At 64.5% G+C, this 24,006-nt stretch carries 25 protein-coding genes and 4 tRNA genes; 25 read left to right on the forward strand and 4 right to left on the reverse strand.

Annotated elements, in window-relative coordinates; genetic code table 11:
• Nucleotides 1-42: 42 nt before the first annotated feature.
• From ACS8Y6_RS03670 to ACS8Y6_RS03715, 10 genes are all read left to right on the forward strand, one after another.
• Complete coding sequence (locus ACS8Y6_RS03670; RefSeq protein ID WP_440849399.1) at nt 43-543, forward strand: LPS-assembly lipoprotein LptE; 501 nt, start codon at nt 43-45, stop codon at nt 541-543.
• A gap of 4 nt (nt 544-547) precedes the next feature.
• A complete protein-coding gene (locus ACS8Y6_RS03675) occupies nt 548-1,135 on the forward strand; it encodes a nitroreductase family protein (RefSeq protein WP_440849398.1) in 588 nt (195 codons plus the stop codon).
• A 138-nt stretch (nt 1,136-1,273) separates the two neighbouring features.
• Nucleotides 1,274-1,702: a 50S ribosomal protein L13 gene (gene rplM, locus ACS8Y6_RS03680; RefSeq protein WP_109994030.1), complete on the forward strand. Its 429-nt coding sequence runs from the start codon at nt 1,274-1,276 to the stop codon at nt 1,700-1,702.
• 3 nt (nt 1,703-1,705) lie between these two features.
• Nucleotides 1,706-2,098 (forward strand): 30S ribosomal protein S9, encoded by a 393-nt coding sequence (gene rpsI, locus ACS8Y6_RS03685; protein WP_440849397.1) that lies wholly within the window; start codon nt 1,706-1,708, stop codon nt 2,096-2,098.
• Between the two features lie 53 nt (nt 2,099-2,151).
• Nucleotides 2,152-2,225: transfer RNA gene (locus ACS8Y6_RS03690), tRNA-Gln, on the forward strand.
• A gap of 663 nt (nt 2,226-2,888) precedes the next feature.
• Nucleotides 2,889-4,019: a hypothetical protein gene (locus ACS8Y6_RS03695; protein WP_440854985.1), complete on the forward strand. Its 1,131-nt coding sequence runs from the start codon at nt 2,889-2,891 to the stop codon at nt 4,017-4,019.
• Entirely contained in the window at nt 3,988-4,611 is a 624-nt protein-coding gene (locus ACS8Y6_RS03700) for a CGNR zinc finger domain-containing protein (RefSeq protein ID WP_440854986.1), read from the forward strand. The genes ACS8Y6_RS03695 and ACS8Y6_RS03700 overlap by 32 nt, the downstream gene beginning before the upstream one ends.
• A gap of 179 nt (nt 4,612-4,790) precedes the next feature.
• Nucleotides 4,791-5,207, forward strand: a complete 417-nt coding sequence (locus ACS8Y6_RS03705; protein ID WP_440849394.1) for a GFA family protein — start codon at nt 4,791-4,793, stop codon at nt 5,205-5,207.
• Between the two features lie 170 nt (nt 5,208-5,377).
• On the forward strand, nt 5,378-5,665 hold the full coding sequence (locus ACS8Y6_RS03710; RefSeq protein WP_440849393.1) for a type II toxin-antitoxin system RelE/ParE family toxin: 288 nt from the start codon (nt 5,378-5,380) through the stop codon (nt 5,663-5,665).
• A gap of 21 nt (nt 5,666-5,686) precedes the next feature.
• Entirely contained in the window at nt 5,687-5,983 is a 297-nt protein-coding gene (locus ACS8Y6_RS03715) for an addiction module antidote protein (RefSeq protein WP_440849392.1), read from the forward strand.
• Between the two features lie 502 nt (nt 5,984-6,485).
• Here the strand turns inward: ACS8Y6_RS03715 and ACS8Y6_RS03720 are convergent.
• The gene (locus ACS8Y6_RS03720) at nt 6,486-7,052 is read right to left on the reverse strand and encodes a helix-turn-helix domain-containing protein (protein ID WP_440854987.1); all 567 of its coding nucleotides are present in this window, start codon (nt 7,050-7,052) and stop codon (nt 6,486-6,488) included.
• A 108-nt stretch (nt 7,053-7,160) separates the two neighbouring features.
• Here ACS8Y6_RS03720 and ACS8Y6_RS03725 point away from each other — a divergent pair, with 108 nt between their 5' ends.
• Nucleotides 7,161-8,378 (forward strand): benzoate/H(+) symporter BenE family transporter, encoded by a 1,218-nt coding sequence (locus ACS8Y6_RS03725; RefSeq protein ID WP_440854988.1) that lies wholly within the window; start codon nt 7,161-7,163, stop codon nt 8,376-8,378.
• Between the two features lie 29 nt (nt 8,379-8,407).
• On the opposite strand, the gene ACS8Y6_RS03730 is transcribed toward ACS8Y6_RS03725, so the two are convergent.
• Nucleotides 8,408-9,730, reverse strand: a complete 1,323-nt coding sequence (locus ACS8Y6_RS03730; RefSeq protein ID WP_440849389.1) for a 2-hydroxycarboxylate transporter family protein — start codon at nt 9,728-9,730, stop codon at nt 8,408-8,410.
• A gap of 186 nt (nt 9,731-9,916) precedes the next feature.
• Between ACS8Y6_RS03730 and ACS8Y6_RS03735 the strand changes: the two genes are divergently transcribed.
• From ACS8Y6_RS03735 to ACS8Y6_RS03765, 7 genes are all read left to right on the forward strand, one after another.
• Nucleotides 9,917-11,536: an ATP-binding protein gene (locus ACS8Y6_RS03735; RefSeq protein ID WP_440854989.1), complete on the forward strand. Its 1,620-nt coding sequence runs from the start codon at nt 9,917-9,919 to the stop codon at nt 11,534-11,536.
• Complete coding sequence (locus ACS8Y6_RS03740; protein ID WP_440854990.1) at nt 11,533-12,252, forward strand: response regulator; 720 nt, start codon at nt 11,533-11,535, stop codon at nt 12,250-12,252. The genes ACS8Y6_RS03735 and ACS8Y6_RS03740 overlap by 4 nt, the downstream gene beginning before the upstream one ends.
• Before the next feature lie 99 nt (nt 12,253-12,351).
• The gene (locus tag ACS8Y6_RS03745) at nt 12,352-13,434 is read left to right on the forward strand and encodes an ABC transporter ATP-binding protein (protein ID WP_440854991.1); all 1,083 of its coding nucleotides are present in this window, start codon (nt 12,352-12,354) and stop codon (nt 13,432-13,434) included.
• Nucleotides 13,428-14,072, forward strand: a complete 645-nt coding sequence (locus ACS8Y6_RS03750) for an ABC transporter permease (RefSeq protein WP_440854992.1) — start codon at nt 13,428-13,430, stop codon at nt 14,070-14,072. The genes ACS8Y6_RS03745 and ACS8Y6_RS03750 overlap by 7 nt, the downstream gene beginning before the upstream one ends.
• A complete protein-coding gene (locus ACS8Y6_RS03755; protein ID WP_440854993.1) occupies nt 14,033-14,830 on the forward strand; it encodes an ABC transporter permease in 798 nt (265 codons plus the stop codon). The genes ACS8Y6_RS03750 and ACS8Y6_RS03755 overlap by 40 nt, the downstream gene beginning before the upstream one ends.
• Nucleotides 14,831-14,899: 69 nt before the next feature.
• A complete protein-coding gene (locus tag ACS8Y6_RS03760; protein WP_440854994.1) occupies nt 14,900-15,781 on the forward strand; it encodes an ABC transporter substrate-binding protein in 882 nt (293 codons plus the stop codon).
• A 408-nt stretch (nt 15,782-16,189) separates the two neighbouring features.
• Nucleotides 16,190-16,498 (forward strand): hypothetical protein, encoded by a 309-nt coding sequence (locus tag ACS8Y6_RS03765; protein ID WP_440849383.1) that lies wholly within the window; start codon nt 16,190-16,192, stop codon nt 16,496-16,498.
• A gap of 14 nt (nt 16,499-16,512) precedes the next feature.
• Here ACS8Y6_RS03765 and ACS8Y6_RS03770 read toward each other — a convergent pair whose 3' ends face one another.
• Complete coding sequence (locus tag ACS8Y6_RS03770; RefSeq protein ID WP_440854995.1) at nt 16,513-17,424, reverse strand: LysR family transcriptional regulator; 912 nt, start codon at nt 17,422-17,424, stop codon at nt 16,513-16,515.
• Nucleotides 17,425-17,542: 118 nt separating this feature from the next.
• On the opposite strand from ACS8Y6_RS03770, the gene ACS8Y6_RS03775 reads away from it, so the two are divergent.
• From ACS8Y6_RS03775 to ACS8Y6_RS03790, 4 genes are all read left to right on the forward strand, one after another.
• Nucleotides 17,543-18,436, forward strand: a complete 894-nt coding sequence (locus tag ACS8Y6_RS03775) for a HalD/BesD family halogenase (protein ID WP_440849381.1) — start codon at nt 17,543-17,545, stop codon at nt 18,434-18,436.
• A gap of 57 nt (nt 18,437-18,493) precedes the next feature.
• A complete protein-coding gene (locus ACS8Y6_RS03780; protein WP_440849380.1) occupies nt 18,494-19,753 on the forward strand; it encodes a M24 family metallopeptidase in 1,260 nt (419 codons plus the stop codon).
• Nucleotides 19,754-19,821: 68 nt separating this feature from the next.
• Entirely contained in the window at nt 19,822-20,823 is a 1,002-nt protein-coding gene (locus tag ACS8Y6_RS03785) for a 2OG-Fe(II) oxygenase family protein (RefSeq protein WP_440849379.1), read from the forward strand.
• A 231-nt stretch (nt 20,824-21,054) separates the two neighbouring features.
• Nucleotides 21,055-22,017, forward strand: coding sequence for a glycine betaine ABC transporter substrate-binding protein (locus ACS8Y6_RS03790; RefSeq protein WP_440849378.1), 963 nt, complete (start codon nt 21,055-21,057; stop codon nt 22,015-22,017).
• A 365-nt stretch (nt 22,018-22,382) separates the two neighbouring features.
• Here ACS8Y6_RS03790 and ACS8Y6_RS03795 read toward each other — a convergent pair.
• Nucleotides 22,383-22,458: transfer RNA gene (locus tag ACS8Y6_RS03795), tRNA-Arg, on the reverse strand.
• Nucleotides 22,459-22,647: 189 nt separating this feature from the next.
• Between ACS8Y6_RS03795 and ACS8Y6_RS03800 the strand changes: the two genes are divergently transcribed.
• From ACS8Y6_RS03800 to ACS8Y6_RS03810, 3 genes are all read left to right on the forward strand, one after another.
• Nucleotides 22,648-22,723 (forward strand) — tRNA-His (locus ACS8Y6_RS03800).
• A gap of 16 nt (nt 22,724-22,739) precedes the next feature.
• Nucleotides 22,740-22,814: transfer RNA gene (locus tag ACS8Y6_RS03805), tRNA-Lys, on the forward strand.
• Between the two features lie 136 nt (nt 22,815-22,950).
• On the forward strand, nt 22,951-23,943 hold the full coding sequence (locus ACS8Y6_RS03810; RefSeq protein WP_440849377.1) for an aldo/keto reductase: 993 nt from the start codon (nt 22,951-22,953) through the stop codon (nt 23,941-23,943).
• Nucleotides 23,944-24,006: the final 63 nt, after the last annotated feature.

Here is a 24,006-nt window from a genome sequence, read left to right on the forward strand (position 1 = left end):
TTATCCGCCACCATTCGCGCTCGCGCCGCCCGGGCGAGCGTCATGCTGGCGCTGCTTTCGCTTGCGGGCTGCGGCTTCCACATGCAGGGCGCTTCGCCGTTGCCCAAAGGCATCTCGTCGATGCGCGTGTCATACAGCAATGCCTATCAGGTGGGGGATCCGCCGGTCGTGACCGCGCTCAAACAGCGTTTGCGCCGCCAGCATCTGCTCGGCGACGCCGATGCCCCGGCCCAAATCGACATCGTGAGCGTCGGCAACAGCCAGCGTATCGTCTCGGTGAGCCCGGTCGACGGGTATGCGGCGGAGTACGCGCTCACGACCCGGGTGGTCTTCAATTACAGCGTCCATGGCGCCAAGCAGCTGTCGGGCGAAACGCTATCGGCCACGCGCGACTACAGCGTGTCGGACACCCAGCGGTTGTCGTCCGAGGGCGAGCGCGACCAATTGCTGAATGAAATGCAGAAGAATCTCGCGAACCGTATTCTCGATCGCATCGCCCAGGCCAACGACAAGCTCGGCTCGAGCCGTGCCAAGGGTAACTGAGGCCATGGCGGATCGCGCAACACTGACAGACAGCCCGGTCTCGCCGGCGGATGCCGCCGCGCTTATCCGCGGCCGGCGCACGATCGACCGGTTCAAGCCGGGCCAGGTGCCCGAGGCCGCACTGATTTACGAGGCGATCGAGCTTGCGCGCTGGGCGCCGAATCATCACCGCACCGAACCCTGGCGCTTCTATCTCATCGGCGAGCGCACCAAGGCCGGTATCATCGAGCTCAACAGCCGCCTACTGGCGGCCAGCCGCGGCCCGGACGTGGCCGAAGCCAAGCGCGAGCGGTGGCAGAGCATGCCCGGCTGGCTGGCCGTCAACTGTTGTCCCAGTGACGACCCGATCACCGCGCGCGAGGACTACGCCGCCTGTGCCTGCGCGGTCGAGAATCTCATGCTCTACCTGCACAGCGCGGGCGTCGGCACCAAGTGGGCGAGCGGGGCGGTCACGCGCGAAGCCGCATTCCTCGAACTGCTTGGCGCGCAATCGGGGGAATACTGCGTCGGGCTGGTCTGGTACGGTTATGCCCAGCGGCGCCCCAGGTCCCAGCGCCAGTCGGTCGATCACATCGTCCGCGCGCTGGACTGAAGCCGACGGCGGCGATTCGAGTTCCGCGTCAAAGGGCATTGCAAAAACCCCGAGACAGATATAGAATTGCGCGCTTTCGCAGCCCGGGTCGCTGGTCTCCCGCTACGGCTTGCGACCTCCTACGGTATAAGAGTTGCAATGAAGACGTTTTCCGCGAAGAAAGATGAGGTGCCCGGCGACTGGTACGTCGTGGACGCGACCGACAAGACGCTCGGTCGACTGGCCTCCGAGATCGCTTTTCGCCTGCGCGGCAAGCACAAGCCCGAATATACGCCGCACATGGATGTCGGCGACCACATCGTGGTGATCAACGCCTCGAATGTGAAGACGACGGGCAAGAAAGCCGAGCAGAAGAAGTACTACCGGTTCACCGGGTATGTCGGCAACCTGAAGGAGATCACGCTCGGCAAGCAGATGGCCAGCCATCCCGAGCGGGTCATTGAGCACGCCGTCAAGGGCATGCTGCCGAAGGGGCCGCTCGGCCGCCAGATGTTCCGCAAGCTGCGTGTCTATCCGAGCGCCGACCACCCGCACACCGCACAGCAGCCGCAGACGCTGGAGATTTAAGACATGGCAACCGAACAGTCGTACGGCACCGGCCGCCGCAAGACCGCTTCCGCCCGCGTGTTCATCAAGCCGGGCTCCGGTCAGATCACGGTCAACAAGAAGACGCTGGACGAATACTTCGGCCGGCCGACCTCGCGCATGATCGTGCGCCAGGCGCTGGAAGCCACCGAGTCGACCGACCGCTTCGACATCACCGTTACCGTCAACGGCGGCGGCCCGAATGGTCAGGCCGGCGCCATCCGCCACGGTCTGGCGCGCGCCCTGGTCGACTACGACGAAGGCATGCGCCCCGCGCTGCGCGCGGCCGGTTATCTGACCCGCGACGCCCGCAAGGTCGAGCGTAAGAAGGTCGGCCTGCACAAGGCCCGCAAGTCGCCGCAGTACTCCAAGCGCTAGCGACGGCTGCCGGCTGGCTGCGTTACAATACGCAGCCAGCCACTCCAGGTTACTGGGGATTCGTCTAATGGTAGGACTACGGACTCTGACTCCGTCAGTGGGGGTTCGAATCCCTCATCCCCAGCCAGACCAAAAGCCCGCCTTCCGGCGGGCTTTTTTTTGGTCTGGCTGGGGATGAGTATCTGGTTCGAGCCCCTCGGTTCGACGAGCGGCCGTAGGCCGCGAGAACGCTGGAGCGAAGCGACGGCGGCCCCGAAGGGGTGAGCGGCGAAGCCGCGAATAATCCGAGCTACAGCGGTCCCGTATTACCCGTATTAATTGATCGAAGGCGGTCTTTGGGGTTTTGCTGGGGATGAGTATCTGGTTCGAACCCCTCGGTTCGACGAGCGCGCAGCGCGCGAAGACAGTCGAGCTTGCCCGGCTGGACCCGGAGGGCCGAGTGGCGGAGCCGCGAGCAATCCCTTTTCCTCAGCCAAACAAGAGCCCGCCTCGCGCGGGTTTTTTATGGCCGGCGTCGCGGATTTGATAAGACGCTCGGTTCGACCGCGGCGTCGGCAATCCCTCGTTGCTGGCCGAACCAAAGCTCGCTTGTCGGTGTTCCTGATCACGCCGACGAACAGCCTCTTGAGTGAGAACAGCTCGGTTCAACCAATGCACAAAACAGGCGCTGGGCGGTCTGTATTTGTTCGGAGAGCGAATCCCCTGCTTTATATAGAGCGGTTGTCCGCCATCGATCGTGTAGCACTCATAGCATGATTCCGGTATACATATAAATACAGGAATCAGGCGTATGTCTGCTAAAGACAGGGAAGGCAGAGTGTTTGTCGGAAAACGATCAGGGGCCGGGCGTGGTGAGCATAGCGATCAGAGCCCGGATACGATCGGTCTCGGGATGGTCGGGGTAAGCCGTATGCTGGCCAGCGGTGAGCCGTTGCTTTTGCGCGGCAGGCGAACGCGGCACCCACATCCGTTATTTTGGGGTTGTTGTCTGGTAGCGATCGCGGTCTGTGCCTACGCCGCCAATCCGGTGATGGCCGTGCTGGCTTTTCGTGACGGCGCAAGCCCGCTGGGTATGGTGGTTGCCCGCAGTGTGGCGTTGCTCGTGTTACTCGGTTTCGGACTTATCCGGGACCGGCCCGCTCGGGCTGGCCTGCTGGGGTCGACCTTGATCCCGGGCTTGTTCATGGGCCCGATATTTGTATTGCAGAGCTACGGCATTTTCGCAGCCGTTGCGAAAGCCCCCGTCGGCCTGGTCATGCTGATTTATGGCTTATTGCCGTTCTGGATACAAAGCGATGCATTGTCACCGCGCGACTGGAGGTGGTCTTTGCGCGTATTGGTAGCGATTACGGCAATCGCGCTGGCTTGGTCGCAGTTGGTAAACGAGCCGCGCATCGACGGCTTGCTATGGGCGATTGTTAGTGTCGTTGCTGCGCGGACGTTATGGATAGGCTGCCGGTTTCATCGATACAGCTTGTCGACGGCCCATGCCAAGCCGCTTTTGTTTTGTATGGCTATCTCGGCGCTGGCTGTGTCGCTTATGCTGGGATTGACGCTGGGCCACGATATGCTTCCGAAGCATTACGCGGGGTGGTGCGATGCGTCCGTTCTCGGAGCGACCTATGCGCTTGCCACACTATTGTTGTTGCGTGCGTTGCCTTTACTCGAAACGGTAAGCGTGGCCTGGGTGGTTCGCCTGGAATGGCCGGTTTCCATGGCGCTGGCGATAGCATGTCTGCATGAGCCGGCCAGTTTCTGGCTCATGTCGGGTGCGGCGGTGGTCTGGAGCGTAAGCTTGCCAAAGCTTGACCGATGGTTACGCCCCGGAATTCTTGTACGTAGACCGCGTAATCGGGAAACTGCGCATTCAACGATCATGTCAGGGCATTATGGGCGTCGAAGACCTTCCTCTGGTCGGTGAGGATCCGGTACTGGATTTCGTTAACACCGTGGACGATCCGGGAGCTGAATCCGAACTGGATTATCTCACCGACTATCAACAGGTCGTCGACATATGCTGTCGTGCGGGATTGCTTTCTTCTGATATCCGTGCGCGGCTGTGGGTGGAAATGCAGCGTAATGCCGCTCGGGCGAGTGAAGCGTTCGACGAGGCCATCGCGCTACGCGATCGACTGCGTTCACTTTTTTTGTCGATACTTGGGCGGCCCACATTGCAGGAGGCTGCAATTGCGCACCTCGATAACCTGGTACGCGAAGCGATTCAGCATCGAGTATTGGACATCCCGGATGGCCATCGGTGTGCACGCCTGCGTTGGCAAGCCACTGACGACTTTGTCAGAGTTCCATTGTGGGAGATCGCGACGAACGCGCTCGATCTGCTGTGCAACGAAGATAAGATGAATCGACTGAAGGTTTGTGCCAACGACCCGTGTCAATGGCTATTTCTTGATTACTCGCGTAATGGCAAACGGCGCTGGTGCAGCATGGCCGAGTGTGGCCAGCAAGCCAAGGTCAAACGTTTACGAGAGCGACGACAGGCCGGAAAGCAATGAATTGGCGCCAGTCTGCGGTTGTGCGGCTGCAATTGGCGAGTGTGTAAATCGGGCAGGTCTCGTTCCGAGCATGGCGCGCCGAGCTACTCGGTGGATGCCACCCTCAGCCTCGAAATAAGCGGCTCCGCCGGGGCGAATGCTACGTTCACAACTCGGACAGACGAATAGATCGAAGCGCCATGACCAAGCCCCATGCCAGCGGCCGATGCCTCTGCGGCAGTGTGCACTACCGCATTACTCAAGCACCGGTCCACACCTTCTATTGCCACTGCACAGATTGCCAGAAAGAAACCGGCGGACCGTTCGCGGCCGAGATTTATGTGCCGGCCGATTCGGTTTCGTGTACAGGGCATATGAAGGAATACGTCGTTACCGGCGATTCCGGTCGGCCGGTACGGCGCTTTTCATGCGCGACCTGCGCGAGCCCGATTCTGACGGTGTTCGATGACGAGCCCCGCTTTGTATGCGTCAAAGCGTGCAGCCTCGATGAGGCGAGTGGGCTACAGCCGGAATTTCATCTCTATGTGAAATCCAAACAGCCGTGGTATGTGATCGCTGATGGGTTGCCGCAATATCCAGGCGACATGGAATGGTGAAGATACGGCTGCCCAGCCGTCCAGGCGCGTGGAAAATGGGGAGATTACCGTAGCGATTGCCCAAGTGGGTGTCCGACGCGTCGGCGGTGCGAGCGTGGGTTTCAATAGACACAGTGCGGGACCGCGGTACAGCTATTGAAAGAATGTAGCCCACGGGCTACATTTGACCCATGGAGATTAAGGCGACGCCCGAATTCCGAAGCTGGCTCGACGGACTGAAGGACAGGGCCGGTCGGGCTCGCATTCAGGCTCGAATCGAGCGTTTGGCCGAGGGCAATCCGGGCCGGCATCGCCATTTGAAAGGCGGTGTCAGGGAGCTGAAGCTCACCGTGGGGCCGGGATATCGAGTGTATTACACGGTTCGGGCGGAGGTGCTCATCATTCTCTTGTGTGGTGGTGACAAATCGACCCAAAGGCAAGATATCGAGAAGGCGCAATGGATGTCAGGATCGATTTAATGCGTCGGCATGGAGGCGGACATGAGTAACAAAGTAGAGTTGTACGATTACGATGTGGCCGAGCATCTGCGCACGCGCGACGAGATGGCGGCCTATTTGAATGCCTGCATTGAGGAGTCCGAGGGCGATGTAGGCTTCATCGCCAAGGCGTTGGGCGATATTGCACGGGCACAGAGCATGGCGGGTGTGGCACGGGACACGGGCTTGTCGCGGGAGAGCTTGTATCGGGCGCTCTCGGCTTCCGGCAACCCCAGCTTCGACACGATCATGAAGGTCACGCACGCGCTCGGGCTGCGCTTGTCGGCCGTCGCGGCGTAATTCAGCCACAACAGCCACCGGCTGCGCGACCGGGCATGGCGGCCGGCTGCAGAGTGCTAAGCGTGGCTTTGCGGTCGTCGTCCACGTGCTGCAGCGTGAGTTGGAAGTCGATCTGTCTGTCTGGCCGTGCCATCGTGAAAGAACTCGGACTTGTCTGCGCCCAGGCCGGTGACGACGAACACGCCGCAGTTAACGCCCGCGACCGGCGACCAGATGACGTAGCTCTTGTTGGCTGGGTGTGTAAGCCCGCCGGGTTGTTCAGGTCGAGGCCCAGGAACTGGCGGCTCGACCGACTGAAACCCGGTAATCCGGACGACCGCCTAATCCGGATCGTACAGCGCCGCGCGGCTACGGGCGGCGCGTTGGTTGTCGATCTGGCTCGAGTGCTACGCGATCCGCGCACCCATGGTGGATCGATCATGGGTGGATTTTATTGCCGAGTATTGGACGTGGCTCGCTGAAGAAGCGCGAATGCGCCTTGTTCAGGGCACGGCGCCGTATATCAGCGCGGATAATGAATCAGATCATGCGCCCGCGCCGGGCCGGCCCCGGGGTTGTGGTAACGATGCAGCCGGTCGGCCGCGAATTGCAGCACGTCGCCGGCGGCGAGTTCATGTTTTTGGCCGTCGACTTCCACTTCCAATCCGCCGTCCAGCATGACGACATCCTCGATGGTGCCGGCCGTGTGTGGACTGGAAACGCTGGACGCTCCAGCTGAGAACTCGACCTCGAACATTTCAAAGCCAAGTGCCGCGTCGTAGGGCAGCAGCGCTCGGGTGCGCATGCCCGCGCTGTCTTCATGCCAGCCGTCGGGGCTCGGCCGATGGTGCCGGTCGGTGCCGGCATCGGGGGTGCTGGACAGAAAGAAGGATAACGAGACGTCCAGGCCGGTGGCGATCTTCCAGAGCGTGGCGATCGTCGGGCTGGATTCCGCGCGTTCGATCTGGCCGAGCATGGCCTTGCTGATACCGGTGCGTGCGGCGGCACCGTCGAGGCTGAGGCCGGAACGGCGGCGTAATTCTCGAAGGCGGCTGCCGATCGATGGCGCGACAGGTGGGGGAGCGGTCATGGCACGGGCGTCTCGGGATGTCGCCGCATGATACTAAGTGCGATTCGTGCTGGATTCGATATGTGATCGTGCGTTATAACGCACGAAATCCGGCCGCGATGATCGAACATGAACGAGGGTTTTTCCATATCGAGGGTGCTGCCGCCGACGACCGCTGGCGTTGTGGCCGTGCTGGTCGGCTATACCGGGGCGGCAATCATCGTGGTGCAGGCGTTCGAAGCCGCCGGCGCCTCCGCGGCGGTCGTCGGCAGCTGGATGACGGTGCTGGGCTGGAGCATGGCGGCGAGCACGCTCGGCTTGTCGTTGTGGTATCGCCAGCCGATTCTCACGGCCTGGTCGACGCCCGGCGCGGCGTTGCTGGTGGTCGGGCTGCACGGGCATTCGCTCGGCGAAGCGATCGCAGCGTTCATGTTCTGCGGGGCGTTGACGCTCATATGCGGCGTGACCGGTGTGTTCGCGCGGCTGATGGCGCGCGTGCCGCGTTCACTGGCCTCGGCGATGCTGGCCGGTGTATTGCTGGAATTCGGGCTCGGCGCGTTCACCACCGGCAGCAACGATGGCTGGATCATGGCGGCCGCGCTTTCCGCCTGGCTGCTGTGCCGGCGTATGGCGCCACGCTATGCGGTGTTGGCGATGCTGGTGGCGGGTGTCACGGCGGCTTATCTCGATGGTCATCTTGCGATCACCGGGTTTCACGGTGTGATCGCGACACCCACCTTCGTAGCCCCGGTGTTTTCGCTATCGTCATGGCTCGGTATCGGCGTGCCGCTGTTCGTGGTCACTATGGCATCGCAGAACGCGCCGGGCGTGGCGATGCTCGAAAACGCCGGCTACCGGCCGCCCGTCTCGGTGATTCTGGTTGTCACCGGCGCGATGACGCTGCTGCTGGCGCCGGTTGGCGGGTTCGTGCTCTGCCTGGCCGCGATCACCGCCGGAATCTGTTTGACCGACGACGCACATGAAGACCCGGCGCGACGCTATCTGGCGACGGTGGCCGCGGGGCTGGCATATGCACTGGCCGGCGTGTTCGGCGGCTCCATCGCCACCGGGCTACAGGCGTTACCGGCATCGTTGGTCGCGATTCTGGCGGGGCTCGCGCTGTTGCCGGCCATGGCTGGTTCGCTGGCGGCGGCGATGCAGGAGGCGCGTGACCGCGACGCGGCGGCGCTGACCTTCCTGGTCACCGCCTCCGGTATCCATATCGCCGGGATCGGTGCGCCGTTCTGGGGCCTGGCAACGGGCGGGGTGGCACTGGGCGTCTGGCGCATGCAGATACGGCGGACCTTGACCAGCCGCGCTCATGATCCGAGCCGGTCGCAACGGTAAGCCCTCCTGGCATGGGCGCCGGATTTGCCTTACCGTCCGCCGAACAGCAACGGCACGATCAGGCTGGTGAGCAACAGGATCAACGCGCCGCCCAGGCGCGAGGAAATCTGTGCGAACGGCATCAGCTGCATGCGGTTGGCGGCCGAGAGTACGGCGACGTCGCCGGTGCCACCCATGTTGGCCATGCACAGTCCGGCGGTGATGGCCGACTCGATCGGGTAGAAACCCATCAATCGTCCGACCAGACCGGCGCCCACCGCAGCCCCGGCGACCACGGCGAATACGATCAGGACGTAGGTGATCGAGATGGCGTCGATGACCTGGCCGAGATCGGTATAGGCGATGCCGATGCCGAACAGCAGCGCGAAGGTCCAGTTGCGGGCGACGAACTGGAACCACTGGGCGGCCGAGTCGTTGAGGGGCTCGGGCATGAGCCCGCCGACCTTGACCGACGCCACCAGGATGATCATCAGGGCGTAGGGGTGTAGCGGGATGAAGTGGCCCAGGATCTGGCCGGCGACATAGAAGCTGAGTGCTGCCACCAGACCGACGCCCAGTTTATCGAGGCTGGGTTGGCTCTGGGCCTCGCTGATATGCACGCCCGGCATCATCTGGCCGCTGCCGGTGAGGCCGGGAAAGCGGTTGCCGAGCCCGTTGAGCAAGCCGGCGATGATGATCGCGAAGACGTTGCCGAGCGCCAGCGCCGGTACCAGAATCGATATGTAGTAGCTGGCCGGCTGGCCCAGCAGTTGCTCGTAGATCTGGCTCATGGGCACCGCGCCGGCTCCCATGCCGCCGCCCATGATCGGCAGGGTGATGACGACGACGGCGTCCTGCATGGAAAAGCCCAGGCACCAGCCCGCGATCACGGCGAACAGCGCGGCGAAGACCACGGCGCTGATCAGGGGCAGGGCGAAACGTACGCCCACCTTGACCAGAATATGCGAGTCCATGCCGAGAATGCTGCCGGTGATCAACGCGGCGATGTAGAAGTTGAGAAAGCCGCCGTTTTTCATGAACGTGGCGACGTTGTCCGCCACATCCGCGGGCAGCCAGTGCAGATACACCAGCGTGGCGGCCGAGAATATCGCCAGAATCGCACCGCCGCCGAGATAGCTGCGTACGATGGGCAGCCGGTCGCCGATGTGGCCGAACAGTTCGCCGAACAGCATGATCACGATGAACGCGCCGATCATGCTCTGCGGCAGGACATCGGTGGCCATCGCCGCGATCATGATCGCGAAAAACAACGCGAAGATGGGCGGCGTGAGCCCGAAGATTCGGGATTCGGCAAGGGTGTTCCGAAGGCGCGGAGCGGTTCGCGCCGCCCCGGTGACTGTGGTATCGCTCATTATTGTCTCCTCGTTTAGGGTGGGCGTGCCCGGGATCGCGCCGTGTGGCGCGCCGTCCGCGGGATCGGCTGCGAAGCCAGATTAGGAGAAGACCGGCGCAGGGGGAGGGTTTCGCAACTTGAACAATCGTTTTGAAACTTTAGAAAGCGAGCCGCCGTCGGTGGGCGCAGGAAAGGACCGGCGGAAATGACACCTTCGTCGAACGTCGCGACCCCGGCGCAGCCGGGCAGGCGGCGGGGTATCAGCCTCGCGGCGCTGACGGCCTGTCTCGCATTCGCGATGATTCTGTCGTCGCTGGTGCTGGCCTGGTGTCTGTTCAGCAGCCAGCTGACGCGCACGGTGGAGCGCGTGCAGGGCCAGCGCGTCGAGAACGTCGCGATGACGGTGGCCGACATGCCGATGGTGGTGAACGCGTTGTCGGCGCCGCATGACTACGATCCGAACGCGGCCATTCAGCAGCGCATTGAAAGACTGCGCAGGCGGCTTGGCGTCGATTTCATCGTCGTCATGGATACCCGGGCGCAGCGGTTGACGCATCCCGACCCGGCGCGCATCGGGCATCATTTTCGCGGTGGCGACGAAGGCCCGGCGCTGACCGGGCGGCATTATGTGTCGGTGGCCGAGGGCACGCTGGGCCAGAGCGTGCGCGGATTCGCCCCGGTGCTTAGCGCCGCGGGCCGGGTGGTCGGCGCGGTGTCGGTCGGCGTGACGCAATCGCGCCTGGCGCCGCTGCGCGGCGATTCGCGCTCGCGGTTGCTGGCCTGGCTCGGTTTGGTGCTCGCGCTCGGCGGCGGGGGCGCGGCCTGGCTTGCGGCGACCATCAAACGCCGGTTGATGGGCATGGAGCCCGACGATATCGCGCACCTGGTGGCCGAGCATCGCGCCGTGCTTGATGCCATGCACGAAGGCGTGATCGTGCGCGACGCAACCGGCCGGGTACGGCTGGTCAATCCGGCGGCACGGCGGCTGCTGGAGGCCGCGGCGGCGCGTGGCCCGGCGGTGGGCGATATGATGGACGAGCCGCGGCGCAACGCCGGGCGGCGGGGCCAGAACGTCGATCTCGATCTGGAGATTGGCGGCCGGCGTTTTCTGGGCAGCCTGCGGCCCATGGGCACGACATCCGCGGCCGGCAGTGTGGTCACCTTCCGCGACAGCCGTGAATTGCAGCGTCTCGGCGAGGAGTTGACCGGGGTGCGCCGCTATGCCCGGGCGCTGCGGGCGACCACGCACGATTTCAAGAACAAGCTGCACGTGATCCTGGGGCTCACCCAGGCCGGCGATACGGCCACGCTGTCCGGTTACGTACGCGAGTTGGTGGACTTGCGCGAGGCGGCCACCGAGTCGCTGGTCGAGCGGGTGGCCGAGCCGATTCTGGCCGGTTTCCTGGTCGGCAAGCAGAGCGAAGCCCGCGAACAGGCGATTGATCTGCGCATCGCGGTCGACTCGGTCATTCCGCCCGCCGCGGCCGATTACGATCTGCACGGCCTGGTGACGATTATCGGCAACGTGCTCGACAATGCCTTCGAGGCGACGGCCGGGTGCGCGGCGCCGGTGGTGGCGCTCACCCTGGCGCTGGAGGCCGATACGCTGGCCGTGGCCGTGCAGGACAACGGCCACGGCATGGCCGCCGAACTGCTCGATCGCGCCCGCGAGGCCGGAGTGTCGTCCAAGGGGGCACAACGCGGCCTCGGGCTGCATCTGGTGGAAACCCGGCTGGCGGCGCTCGACGGCTCGCTCGCGATCTATTCCGAACCCGATCGCGGCACACTGGTCGAGATCACTTGCCCATACCGGGGGGCGGCATGAACGTGCTGATTGTCGAGGATGACCCGATGGTCGGCCAGCTCAACGCCGCCTATCTGGCGCGCGTGGCGGGCATGCGCCTGATCAGCCGCTGCAGCGATGTGGTCAGCGCCCTGGCCGTGCTGGAACGGGAAACGATCGATCTGGTGCTGCTCGATGTATACCTCGGTCGCCGCAGCGGACTGGAGGTGGCGGGATGGCTCTACGCGCACCGGCCCGAGGTGGATATCGTGCTCATCACCGCCGCCAGCGAACCACAAACCGTACGCGCGGCCCGGCGTCTGGGCGTGACGGATTATCTCATCAAACCCTTCACCTTCGAGCGGTTCGCCGACGCGATCGATGCCACGCGCCGGCGCCGTCACGCGCTCAAGGATCTGGCCGGGCCGGTCGATCAACGCGCGCTGGATGCGTTGTTCCGGACCCGCTCGCGCCCGAGCCTGCGTGCCGACGAGCTGCCCAAGGGGCTGACCGCGCGAACGCTGGCCCAGATCGCGGCCGCGCTGCTGGTGGTCGGCCCCGAGAGTTTCGCCACCGAGGCGGTGACCGAACGCACCGGCATGTCCCGGGTATCGGTACGCAAGTATCTGCGGTATCTGGTGTCCTGCGACATCCTCGACGAGACCTTCGCCTACGGCCAGATCGGCCGGCCGGCATTCGCTTATCGCTGCCTGGATCGCCGCGCACTGGAACGCCTGGCCGGAATCGGCGACGATTGATTGCATCCTTATGACTATGAAACCGCGTATGTCGATAGCGGCTGCACCGCGCGCGCCTCGATTCCAATTTCGACTGTCTGCTTTTGTCCGGATCGCCTCTTGATCGAATTCTCTTCTGTCACCAAACGATTTCCGGATGGCACGGTCGCGGTCGATTCGCTTGACCTGACCATGGCCACCGGCGAGCTCACCGTGCTGGTCGGCCCGTCGGGCTGTGGCAAGACCACCTCGCTGCGCATGATCAACCGGCTCGATGAAGCCAGCGCGGGTGCCATCGCGGTCGACGGCCAGGATGTCCGCTCGCGCAGCCTGACCGACCTGCGTCGTGGCATGGGTTATGTGATGCAGCATTCCGGGCTGTTCCCGCACCGCACGATCGGCGACAACATCGCCACCGTGCCGCGGCTGCTCGGGTGGGACAAGAAACGCATCGCCGCGCGCGTGGACGAACTGATCGACACGGTCGGGCTGGACGCCGACATGGCCGCGCGCTATCCGCACCAGCTCTCCGGCGGGCAGCAGCAGCGCGTGGGCGTGGCCCGGGCGCTGGCGGCCGATCCGCCGATCATGCTCATGGACGAGCCGTTCGCCGCGGTGGACCCGATCGTGCGCAAGCGACTGCAGGACGAATTCCTGGCGCTGCAGGAACGCCTCGGCAAGACCATTGTCTTCGTCACCCACGACATCGACGAAGCCATTCGCCTGGGCGATCGTATCGCGGTGTTCGGCGAGGGCGGGCACCTGGCCCAGTTCGCCACCCCGGATGCGCTGCTCGCGTCGCCGCAAAGCGACTTCGTGGTGGATTTTCTCGGTGCCGAGCCCCAGCTCAAGCGGTTGTCGTTGATCAGTGCGAGCCGTGCCACGCCGATCGAGGCGCCGATCATTGCGCGCGGCGCCGATGCCGAGACCGCAGTCCGGGCGAGCCGGCAGGCGGGTACCGACTGGGTGCTGGTGCTCGACGACGAACGGCGCGTCGCCGGCTGGCACCGGGTCGCGGCCTATCGCGCCGATACCACGCGCCCCGCCGAGCGTTTCGATGCAACCGTGGCCGCCAACGAGACGCTGCGCGCCGCGCTCGGCGCGCTGGTGCTCGCGCCGCTCGGTGTGGTGGCGCGCCTCGACGGCGCCGGCCGCTTCGACGGCCTGCTCGACCAGTCCAGCCTGAACCGGGCGCTGTGTTGATCCGCTGGGACTGGATCGGCCGCCACGCCGACGACATCCTGGCCCAGCTCATCCAGCACGTGGAGCTGACCGGCCTGGCGCTCTTGTTCGGGTTCGCCATCGCCTTTCCGCTGGCGCTGGCCGCGATCCGCTGGCCCCGCATGTACGGCCCGTCACTGGCGGTGACCGGGATATTGTTCACCGTGCCCTCGCTGGCGTTGTTCATCCTGCTGATTCCGTTCACCGGGCTGTCGATGGCGACATCGCTGATCGGATTGACGATCTATACGCTGCTGATCCTGTTCCGCAATATCGTGGAGGGTCTGCGGGGTGTGCCCTTCGACGTGCGCGAGGCCGCCAGGGCGCTGGGGTATTCGCGCACGCGTCAGTTGCTGACCGTCGAACTGCCGATCGCGCTGCCGGTGATCATGGCCGGGCTGCGCATCGCGGCCATCACCACCATCGGCCTGGTCACGGTGACCGCGCTGATCGGGCAGGGCGGGCTCGGCCGGCTGTTCATCTCCGGTTTCACCCTGCATTTCACGACGCCGCTGCTGGTGGGCTTCGTGCTCTCGATCGCGCTGGCGGTGGCGGTCGATCTGTCGCTCGCCGGGCTGTTGTGGCTGATCACGCCCTGGAACCGAGGGCGGCGCGCATGAGCGGCGCGGGCGTGGTATGGCGTCTCACGCTGGTGGCGGCGCTGTCCTGTCTGGTGGTGGGCTCGGCGTCGGCGCTGGGCCTGGAAGGCGGCAGCGCGAATATCGTCGGCCAGGTCTGGCACTGGTTTGTCGACCCGGCGCACTGGCAGGGCGTGGACGGCCTGCCGCATCGGATCGGCCAGCACATTTATTATGTCGCGGTCTCGACCGTGATCGCCGCGGCGCTCGCGCTGCCGGTCGGCATCGGGCTCGGCCACTACGGCCGGGGCGGGCTCATCGCGATCAACATCGCCAATATCGGCCGCGCGATTCCGTCGTTCGGGTTGATCATTCTGATGTTCCTGCTGGTAGGCTTCGGTGTGATCCCGGTGCTCGTGGCGCTGGTCGCGCTCGCCATTCCGCCGATGGTCACCAACAGCTATGTCGGCATGCAGTCGGTCGATCCGGCGGTGCGGCAATCGGCGGCCGCGCTGGGCCTGACCCGTTGGCAACGCCTGTGGCAGGTCGAACTGCCGATCGCGCTGCCGTTGATCATGGCCGGCGTTCGAACCTCGGCCGTACAGGTCATGTCCACCGCCACGCTCGCGGCGTATGTCGGCCTCGGGGGCCTCGGGCGTTATCTCATCGACGGTCTGGCCCAACAACAACTCGCCCAGGTGGTCGGCGGCGCGATCGTGGTGGCGATGCTCGCCGTGCTGACCGAGGCCAGTCTGGCCGGTCTGCAGAAACTGGTGCAGTCGCCGGGGCTGGTGCGCTGAGGGTGTGGCATGGCGTCACGCATCTGTCATGATCGATCGGGGGCATTCACACGAATGGAAAAACAACGCATGAAGAAACTGTCACTCCTGCTGGCCTGTGCGCTGGCGACCGGGTTCATCGCCGGTGAGGCTTCGGCGGCCAGCAAACCGGTGGTCGTGGGCTCGACCAACTTCACCGAGCAGCTGGTTCTCGCCAATATCTATACCGACGTACTCGAAGCGCGCGGCGTGACGGTGAAAAAACGGCTCAATCTGGGCTCGCGCGAGGTCGTGTTCCCGGCGCTGAAATCCGGTGAGCTGGATGTTTTGCCGGAATATTCGGGCGCGCTGTTGGGCTTTCTCACCAACGGCAAGTCCGAGGCGCACAAGCAGGCCGCGGTACTCAAGGCGCTGCGACAGAACCTGCCCAAGGGCATCGTCGCCCTGAAGGCCTCGTCGGCACAGGACAAGGACGGCCTGGTCGTCACGCCGGCCACCGCCCGCAAATATCATCTCAAGACGATTGGCGACCTCAAGCCGGTGGCCGGCCAGCTCACGTTCGGCGGCCCGCCCGAGGCCAAGACGCGTTATGTCGGCGTACCGGGCCTGAAGCAGGTCTACGGCGTGCAGTTCAAGAACTTCCGCGCGCTGGATGCCGGCGGACCGCTCACCCAGAGCGCACTGGCCAGCGGTGCGATCGACGTGGCACGCATGTTCACCACCCAGGGCGTGATTTCGGATCGCGGCTGGGTCCTGCTCAAGGACAACAAGAACCTCGTGCCCGCGCAGAACATCCTGCCGGTCGCCCGCAAGGCGATACTCACGCCGACGATCCGCAAGGCGCTGAATGCCGTATCGGCGCAGCTGACCACCGAAGACCTCCAGCGTATGAACCAACGCGTGAGCGTGAAGCACGACGATCCGGAAACTGTCGCCGAAGACTGGGTGAAACAGCACCATCTCGGCAAGTAGTGTCGCAGGCGCTGGCCGCGCGCACTGTTCCGGCGGCCCCTGACCCGGTATAGCGATCCGACCGGCCGGCGCCAACGGCCAGCTGATCGGCTTACGGGCCGCCGCGGTGGTGCGTCAAGCGGTTGTGCCCGACTGTGCGCCGTTGGTGGCGTCGAAAGAGCTGGGTTTTCGCGCAGCAAGCACTGGACGTCCGGTTGGAGCGCCAGGGGGTCTGGGCGGCGATATACGACAACGTGGCGATCGGCCTGGGCCCCGACGCCGACGTGCCGGCCTGCGCGGTCTTGCCGCCCGGACATTTATCGCGCGCTGTGCGTCGAATCCGGGGCGCCATACCGGCGGGGCGACTGCAAAACCGAAAGCAAACACGAGCGCTGCGGGTCGGATGCCGCGCTCGGCGAGCGCATCAGCATGGGTCCGGACCGTTTCTTCGACGGCGGCCGTTTCGAGCCCGGCGTGCCGTTGGACGGCTTCGGCGCACCGCGCGCCTTTGCCGCGATGCAGGCGGTGTGCGGCGCGGTGTCCATCGCCTCGGGTTTCGCCATCACGAATGAGTTGTTGTTCATCGAACGGGTGATCGTGGCCATCGCCGGGGTGTCGCTCGTGCTCGGCATCCCGCATGTCGCGCAGCGGCTCGATGCCGAGGAAGTCGATACGGCCGACATAAGCGAATTATTTTCGTTTATTGGCGTTCATTCGAGGACGGTTTTCTTCCACTGAGGCTCGACTCGCGATCAACCGGTAGCGCCCGGCTCGGCCGCCGCTGCGTCGAGGGTCTGTTCGACCAGGGCCGTAAACGCATCGAAGGCCGGATGCTGGACGCTCGGGGAACGATGGATCTCCAGTACCGCCTCCGGTAATTGCGGCAGGCCGGCCTCTTCACCCAGTGTGTGCCAGCCCGGCGGCAGGGTGCGCCGGCCGGTGATCGTCACCGCGTGGCCCAGATCGACCGCCACACGCAGGCCGGTCGGGCTCTGGCTCGTATAGTCGATCTGCCATGTTCGGCCGATACGCGTGAGGGCTTCCAGCGCCCGGCGGCGGTAGGCGCATTGCTCGGGGAACAGCGCCAGCGGTACCGGCTGGTCGGGAACGAGTTCGAAATCCCGGTGGGCGGCCCAGACCAGGGTTTCGGTGCCCACGCGTCGGGCGGTGCTGGCCGCCGAGTGCCGCACCGTGAGCACGAGATCCAGCGCGCCGGCCTCGAGTTGTTCGATGAGTTCGGTCGACATGCGGCAATGAATATGCGGGCGGACCGCTGGATGCGAGGCTGCGAAAGTGCGCAGCACCTGCGGCAGCCAGGTTTCCGCGTAGTCCTCGGGCAGGCCGAAACGGAGCGTGGTCGGCTGGGCGGACGGCCCGACCGCACTGACGGCCTCGCGCTGGAGTTGCAACAGGCGCCGGGCGTAGACCAGAAAAGTCTGGCCGTCGGCGGTCAGGGCCAGCTGGCGGCTGGTGCGGTGCAGCAGCTGCGTGTTGAGTCGGGTCTCGAGCGTGCGGATTCGCAGGCTGACCGTGGACTGCGTCTTGTGCAGGTACTGACCGGCCGAGGTGAAGCCGCCGGTTTCGGCAACCGCCACGAAGGCGGCGAGCAGGTCGCTGTCGAGCACCGCTGCCGGCGATCCATGAGGCTCACCGATGGATTCCATTGGAATAACTCGTTTCTCAAATCGATCGATGGCTCTCAGCATAAGTCAGGTCGGCACGCCGGGTCATTGCGGCGGCGCCGGCCGACGGATTTACAGCGCATGATCGAGAGAGGAAAGCATGAGCGAAGCAGCCGTGGTCCTGGCCGATGCCGAACGGACCGATCTGAGCGATCTGGTGGATACCGAGCGCTATCCGCTCGAGGATTTCGCCGGCCCGCGCATGCAGGAGGTAATCGAGCGCGTGCGCGCCGATCTGGACGCCGACGGTTGCGCGGTGTTGCGTGGCTTCATGCGCGCCGATGCGCTGGCACGGGCACGTGCCGAGGGCCGTCAGCTGGCGCAAAAGACCTTCTATTCCAGTGCCCGGGTCAATGCCTGGTTCACCCGCGACGATCCGAGCCTGGACGAGAGCGATCCGCGGCGCATCTTCATGGATCGCACCAGCGGCTTCGTGACCCGCGACATGATTCCGGCGGATATGGTCATCCAGCAGCTTTATGTCTCGCCGGCCATGAAGCGGCTGGTCGCGGCCTGTATCGGCGAGGCGGAAGTCTTCGAGTATGCCGACCCCTTCGCCGGGCTGGTGCAGAACGTGTTGCCGCCGGGCACCTGCCAGCCGTGGCATTACGACACCAATGAATACATCGTCACCATGATGACCGAAAAGCCGGACATCGGCGGCGAGTTCCAGTACTGCCCGAATATCCGCTCGTCGGCCGGCGAGAACTATGGCCGCGTGGGCGCGGTGATCCGCGGCGAGGATACCGACACGCCCAAGACGCTGCGCCTGGAGCCGGGCGATCTGCAATTGTTCAAGGGCCGTTATTCGCTGCATCGCGTGACCGAGGTCGGCGGCGAGCGCGAGCGGCATACCGCCATCTTTGCTTATTCGCAGCAGCCGGGTGTGGTCGGTCGGCTCGAGCGCACCCGCCAGCTCTACGGGCGCGTCTCCGAAGCGCATATCCAGGCCGAACGCGAGCGCGTCGAACGCGCCGACGGGCTGCTGGACTGAGCGACCGCCCGCAGCATCAATATACCGGCCCGCCATGGCCCTAAACGACGAGACGATATGACCACGACGGCTCTACAGTACGACGATATTCTGCCGCCGACCCATGACCCGGCGCTATGCGAGCCCAAGACTGCCGAGATCGAGCAGATCCTGCGCGACCGGCTGGCCGCGACCCGGGCCCAGCTCAAGGCGCGGGACATCGTGGCGGCGGTACTGTTCGACCCGACCCATGTGCGCTACGCCACCGGCTCGCGCAATATGCAGATCTATTCGGCCCGCAACCCGGCGCGCTATGCCTTCGTGCCCGCGGAAGGGCCGGTCGTGCTGTTCGAGTTCTCCGGCTGTGAGCATTTGGCCGCCCATCTGCCGACGGTCGACGAGATCCGGCCGGCCACCGCGATCTCGTACTATTTCTGCGACGACCACCTCAAGCAGACCACCCAGGCCTGGGCCGACGAGATCGACCGCCTGGTGCGCGACTGCGGCGGAAGCGACGGCGATTTTGTCGCCATCGAGAGCGCGACCTCGCATGCGGCCTTCGCCCTGGTCGAGCGCGGTTGGCGGATCTGTGACGCCCAGGTGCCGCTGGAGCGGGCACGGGCGATCAAGGTGCCCAACGAGATCAAGATGATCCGCAGCTCGCTGCGCGCGGTCGAGACCGGCGTGCGCAAGCTCGAAGCCGCGATCCGGCCGGGGGCGACCGAGAACGAGGTCTGGTCGAATCTGCACCAGCACATCATCGCCACCGACGCCGACTACGTCGAAACCCGGCTGATGAATTCCGGGCCGCGCACCAACCCCTGGTTCCAGGAATGCTCGGACCGGGTGATGCAGGCCGGCGAGCTGGTGGCGCTGGATACCGACGTGGTCGGTCGCTACGGCTACTACGCGGATTTCTCGCGCACCTTCCTCTGCGGCGACCAGCCGGCCACGGCCGCGCAACGGGATCTGTATCGCATGGCCTACGATCAGATCCAGACCAACATGGCCGGCATCGCGCCCGGCGTATCGTTCAAGGAATATGCCGAGCGAGCCTGGCAGATCCCGCCGGCCTACAAGGCTCGCCGCTACTTCGCGCTCGCCCATGGCGTGGGCATGACCGGCGAATATCCCTACATCGTTCATCGCGAGGATATCGATGACAAGGGCTACGACGGCGTGATGCAGCCCGGCATGACCCTGTGCGTGGAAAGCTTTATCGGCCACGAGGATGGCGGCGAGGGCGTCAAACTCGAAGAACAGCTCTATATCCGCGACGATGGCGAGGTCGAACTGCTGTCCGACTACCCCTTCGATGCGCGCCTGCTGGATCGCTGAAGCGCGCGCTCCATCCATCGCTGCGTCCCGGCTACAGCGGGTCGCGGCACAAGCCCGATGCGAACCCCATGAGCCAGACCCTGATCCCCCATATCGATCTGACGCCGCTGCTGGCCGACCAGTCCGGGCGGGGCGGGACGATCGCCGCCATCGTCGACGCGGCCTGCGATTCCGGCTTCATGACCGTCGGTATCGCGCCGGCCCAGTTGCATCTCGCCGACGACATCCACGCCCGGCTGCTGCGCTTCTTCGAGCTGGACGAAACCCACAAGCAGCAGCTCGCCCGGCACAAGTTCGTGGCCGCCAACCGCAATGTCTACCGTGGCTACTTTCCGCCCCAGGACGAAGACCCAACCTGGAAGGAAGGCATTGACCTCGGTCCGGACATCGCCCACCCCGAGCGCGCCGATACGCAAAGCGGCGACCCGCTGCGCGAGCCGACGCCGCGGCCATCGGAATCGGCGCTGCCCGGCTGGGCGGGCGATGTGGCGACTTACTACCGTGCCATGGAAACCCTGGGCGGCGTGATTGCCGGCGCGCTGGCCGAAGGCCTGGCCATCGACCGCGACAGGCTGCTGCGGCCATTCGATCACGGCAACTCGACGCTGCGGCTGATCCATTATCCCGAACGTCCGGCCGAGACGCTGGATGCGATGCCCGCGGTCGATGGCCACGGCGATACGCGGCGCTGGCTGGTCGGCGTGCCGCACTGCGACAACGGTTTCATTACATTGCTCTGGCAGGACCGGGTCGGCGGGCTGCAGGTGCGCACGCCGGACGGCGCCTGGGAGAACGTGCCGCCGCGCGAGAATGCGCTGGTGGTCAACTTCGGACGATTGCTGGCCGACTGGTCGGGCGGGCGCATCCAGGCCACCGAGCACCGTATCGTCGGCGGCAGCCGTTCGCGACATTCGATCCCGTTCTTCTTCGAGCCGGCGGTCGACGCACATATTGCAGCCCCAGATGCGGCCGGCGACGGCGACTATGTCTACGGCGACCGGCTGTGGGAGCGGATGCAGGCCTTCGTCGAATTCCAGGGGCTGGAACGCACGCCGGTCACCGAAGCCTGAACGCGTCGGGCATGGGCTGGGTCAGCAGACGTGGCCGAACTTGCCGGCCGTGCTTATCGCGCGTACCCGTTCGATCCGCCCGCGTCGCCGAAGCCGGGCCGGCGCGAACGCGCGCCGCGTCGGTCGGCTATGGTTGGATAGGTTCTGACTTGCAACGAGCTCCGGTTGGTCTGGAAGGCGGATGACCGGCCGTGAACTGTTCGTATCAAAAAACGAGAAAAGGAGTCGACGATGAATAAACGATTCATGAATCGCGGTATCGCGGGGCTATTGCTGGTTACGGCCGCGATGCTGGCCTGTTCGCCGCTGGCGCTGGCCGCACAGTCGGGATCGGGCGAGACGGTCAGAATTGGTATGCCGCCGTGGCCGGGGGTGACGATCAAGAGCCAGGTGGTCGGCGAGATACTCAAGCCGCTCGGCTACGACGTGAAGTTCGTCAAGGCCAGCGCGCCGATCGTCTATCTCAGTCTGTCGCAGGGGCGGGTGGACGTGAATCTGTCGGCCTGGTCGCCAGGGCAGGCTTCCAGCTTCATGCCCTATGTCAAGAAGGGCAAGATCGTGAAGCTCGGCGAAAACCTCACCGGTGCCACTTCGGGTTTCGCGGTGCCGAAATTCATGGTCAAGCAGGGGCTGACCAGCGATCGTCAGCTCGCTCAGTACGCCGATAAATTCAATTCCACCGTGCACTGCATCGAGCCCGGTAGCGGCGCCAATAATATCGTCGAAAAAGCCATCAAGAATAATACCTACGGTCTGGGCGACTGGCATATGGCCCATAGCAGCACCGCCGCCATGCTCGCCGAGGCCAAGCGGGCCATCGACCACCACAAGCCGATCGTGTTCTGTGGCTGGCAGCCGCACTGGATGACAGTCGCGCTGGACATGCAGATTCTCAAGGATCCGAAAAGCCTCTGGGGCCCGCATGGCGGCCACAGCCAGGTGCTGACGCTGGCCAGCTCCGAATTCGTCAAGCGCGATCCGAACCTGACGCGTTTCTTCCGGCAGTTCCAGGTCGACTCGGACACGCAGAGCCAGTGGGTCTATGAGTCGAGCTACAAGAATCAGGATCACCAGCAGGTCGCCGACCGCTGGATCGGCTCGCATCTGAACGAAGTTGCCGGCTGGCTGGACGGGGTGAAAACGGCCGACGGCAAACCCGCCGCGGCGGCGCTGCGGGCCCACTTCAAGCAATAGTAGTTACCAGCTCGCCAACCGCGGGGCGGCCCATGCCGCCTCGCGCGACCCGAAGGGCCGGCGGTTGCCTGAAACTATTCGAGCGCCCGCTGTAACCCGTTTTCACTCGCTGGGGGCGAGGTGTCGCGTGAGGGCGCTAGCGGCCGTGACCCGGCTTTGGTCTTTTAATTTGAACGGTAAAACTGACGCGCCCGGCTGGATTATTCGCCGGCTGTGCCGGCTCACCCTTCGGGCCGGTGCGGTTGAAACCGCCCCGTTCGGATGCGCGCTGCGCATCCGTCGAACCACGCTTGTTCATCTGTCGCTGGTTCGAATACTGGTTGGATAGGCCATTGCCAGGGCCCGCCTTCGACGAGCCCTGGCAATGGCGCGCCCGGCTGGATTCGAACCAGCGACCAACGGCTTAGAAGGCCGTTGCTCTATCCCCTGAGCTACGGGCGCGAAACAGCGCGAAGGCGGCGCCCATTGTGCCAGTCGCCCGGCATCGGCACTAGAGGCTGTTGCCGTTGCATGCAGCCCGTGCAAGCTGCGTTGCCAGGCGAGCGACACAAGCGTTGTACAAACAGGACAACGCCGCTAGAATACGCAACTCGCGATGAGGATGCGCTGTCATCGCGATATCAGGCGATGGTGGGCGTAGCTCAGTTGGTAGAGCCCTGGATTGTGATTCCAGTCGTCGTGGGTTCGAGTCCCATCGTCCACCCCACTGTCTGATGCGATATGGGCCGTTAGCTCAATGGTAGAGCAGTTGACTCTTAATCAATTGGTTGTAAGTTCGAGTCTTACACGGCCCACCAATTCCTGAAAAACGCCGGCGAGTTTTCTTGCCGGCGTTTTTTTTGGGGCTCGCTCCTGGCCGAGAGGGTTGTGTGCGCTTGAATGCGGCGCGACCGATCCCATCTCCTGATCGTTACGCTATTGAGGAGATGAGTGTTGGAAACACGCGAGATCAACAGCGAAGGGTTGTCGGCATCGCGGATCGGTCTGGGCACCTGGGCGATCGGCGGCTGGAAATGGGGCGGCACGGACGAGGCCGAGTCCATTCGTACGATTCAGAGCGCGCCCGACCGGGGCGTGACGCTCATCGATACCGCGCCGGTGTATGGCTTCGGTCGGTCCGAAGAGATCGTCGGCAAGGCCGTTGATAAAGGCAGGATTCGCGATCAGGTCGTGATTGCCACGAAATGCGCGCTGGAATGGGACGATGATGGCGGCGTGCAGCGCAATGCGACCAAGCAGCGCATCTTCAAGGAAGTGGACGATTCCCTGCGTCGCTTGCGAACGGACGTGATCGACCTGTTGCAGGTGCACTGGCCGGATCCGCGGGTCGACCCGCGTGAAACCGCGGAGGCGCTGGCAGAGGTCAAGGCGGCCGGCAAGATTCGCGCGATCGGCGTGTCGAATTTCTCGCCCGAGCAGATGGACGCGTTCTCGGAGGTCGCGCCGATCGATGTGGCGCAGAACCCGTACAACCTGTTCGAGCGCCAGATCGACCAGGACGTACTGCCCTGGGTGCGCGAGCACGATACGCGCTTGCTGGCTTACGGTGCGCTCTGCCGCGGTCTGTTATCGGGCCGGATGCACGCGGATCGCGAGTTCCCGGGCGACGATCTGCGCAACAGCGATCCAAAATTCCAGCAGCCGCGCTTCGATCAGTACCTGGCCGCGGTGGCTGCGCTCGACAAGTTCGCGCAGGAGCACTACAACAAGCGGGTGCTGGATCTGGCGATCCGCTGGGTGCTCGATCAATACGACCATGCGTTCGCCCTGTGGGGCGCGCGTACGCCGGATCAAATGGATGCCGTGGTCAATGTGCCAGGATGGCATCTGGACCGGGACGCGCGCGAAGAGATCGGCCGAATCGTCGACACACACGTCACTGACCCGGTCGGCCCTGAATTCATGGCGCCGCCGGCGCGCCACTGAATAAAAAAACCGGACCGGGCAAGCCCGGTTTGGGCCGGGTTGCTATACTGGCCGGTCAACCGG

The organism is Salinisphaera sp. RV14 (assembly GCF_052044135.1).
In the GTDB taxonomy this organism is placed as follows: domain Bacteria; phylum Pseudomonadota; class Gammaproteobacteria; order Nevskiales; family Salinisphaeraceae; genus Salinisphaera.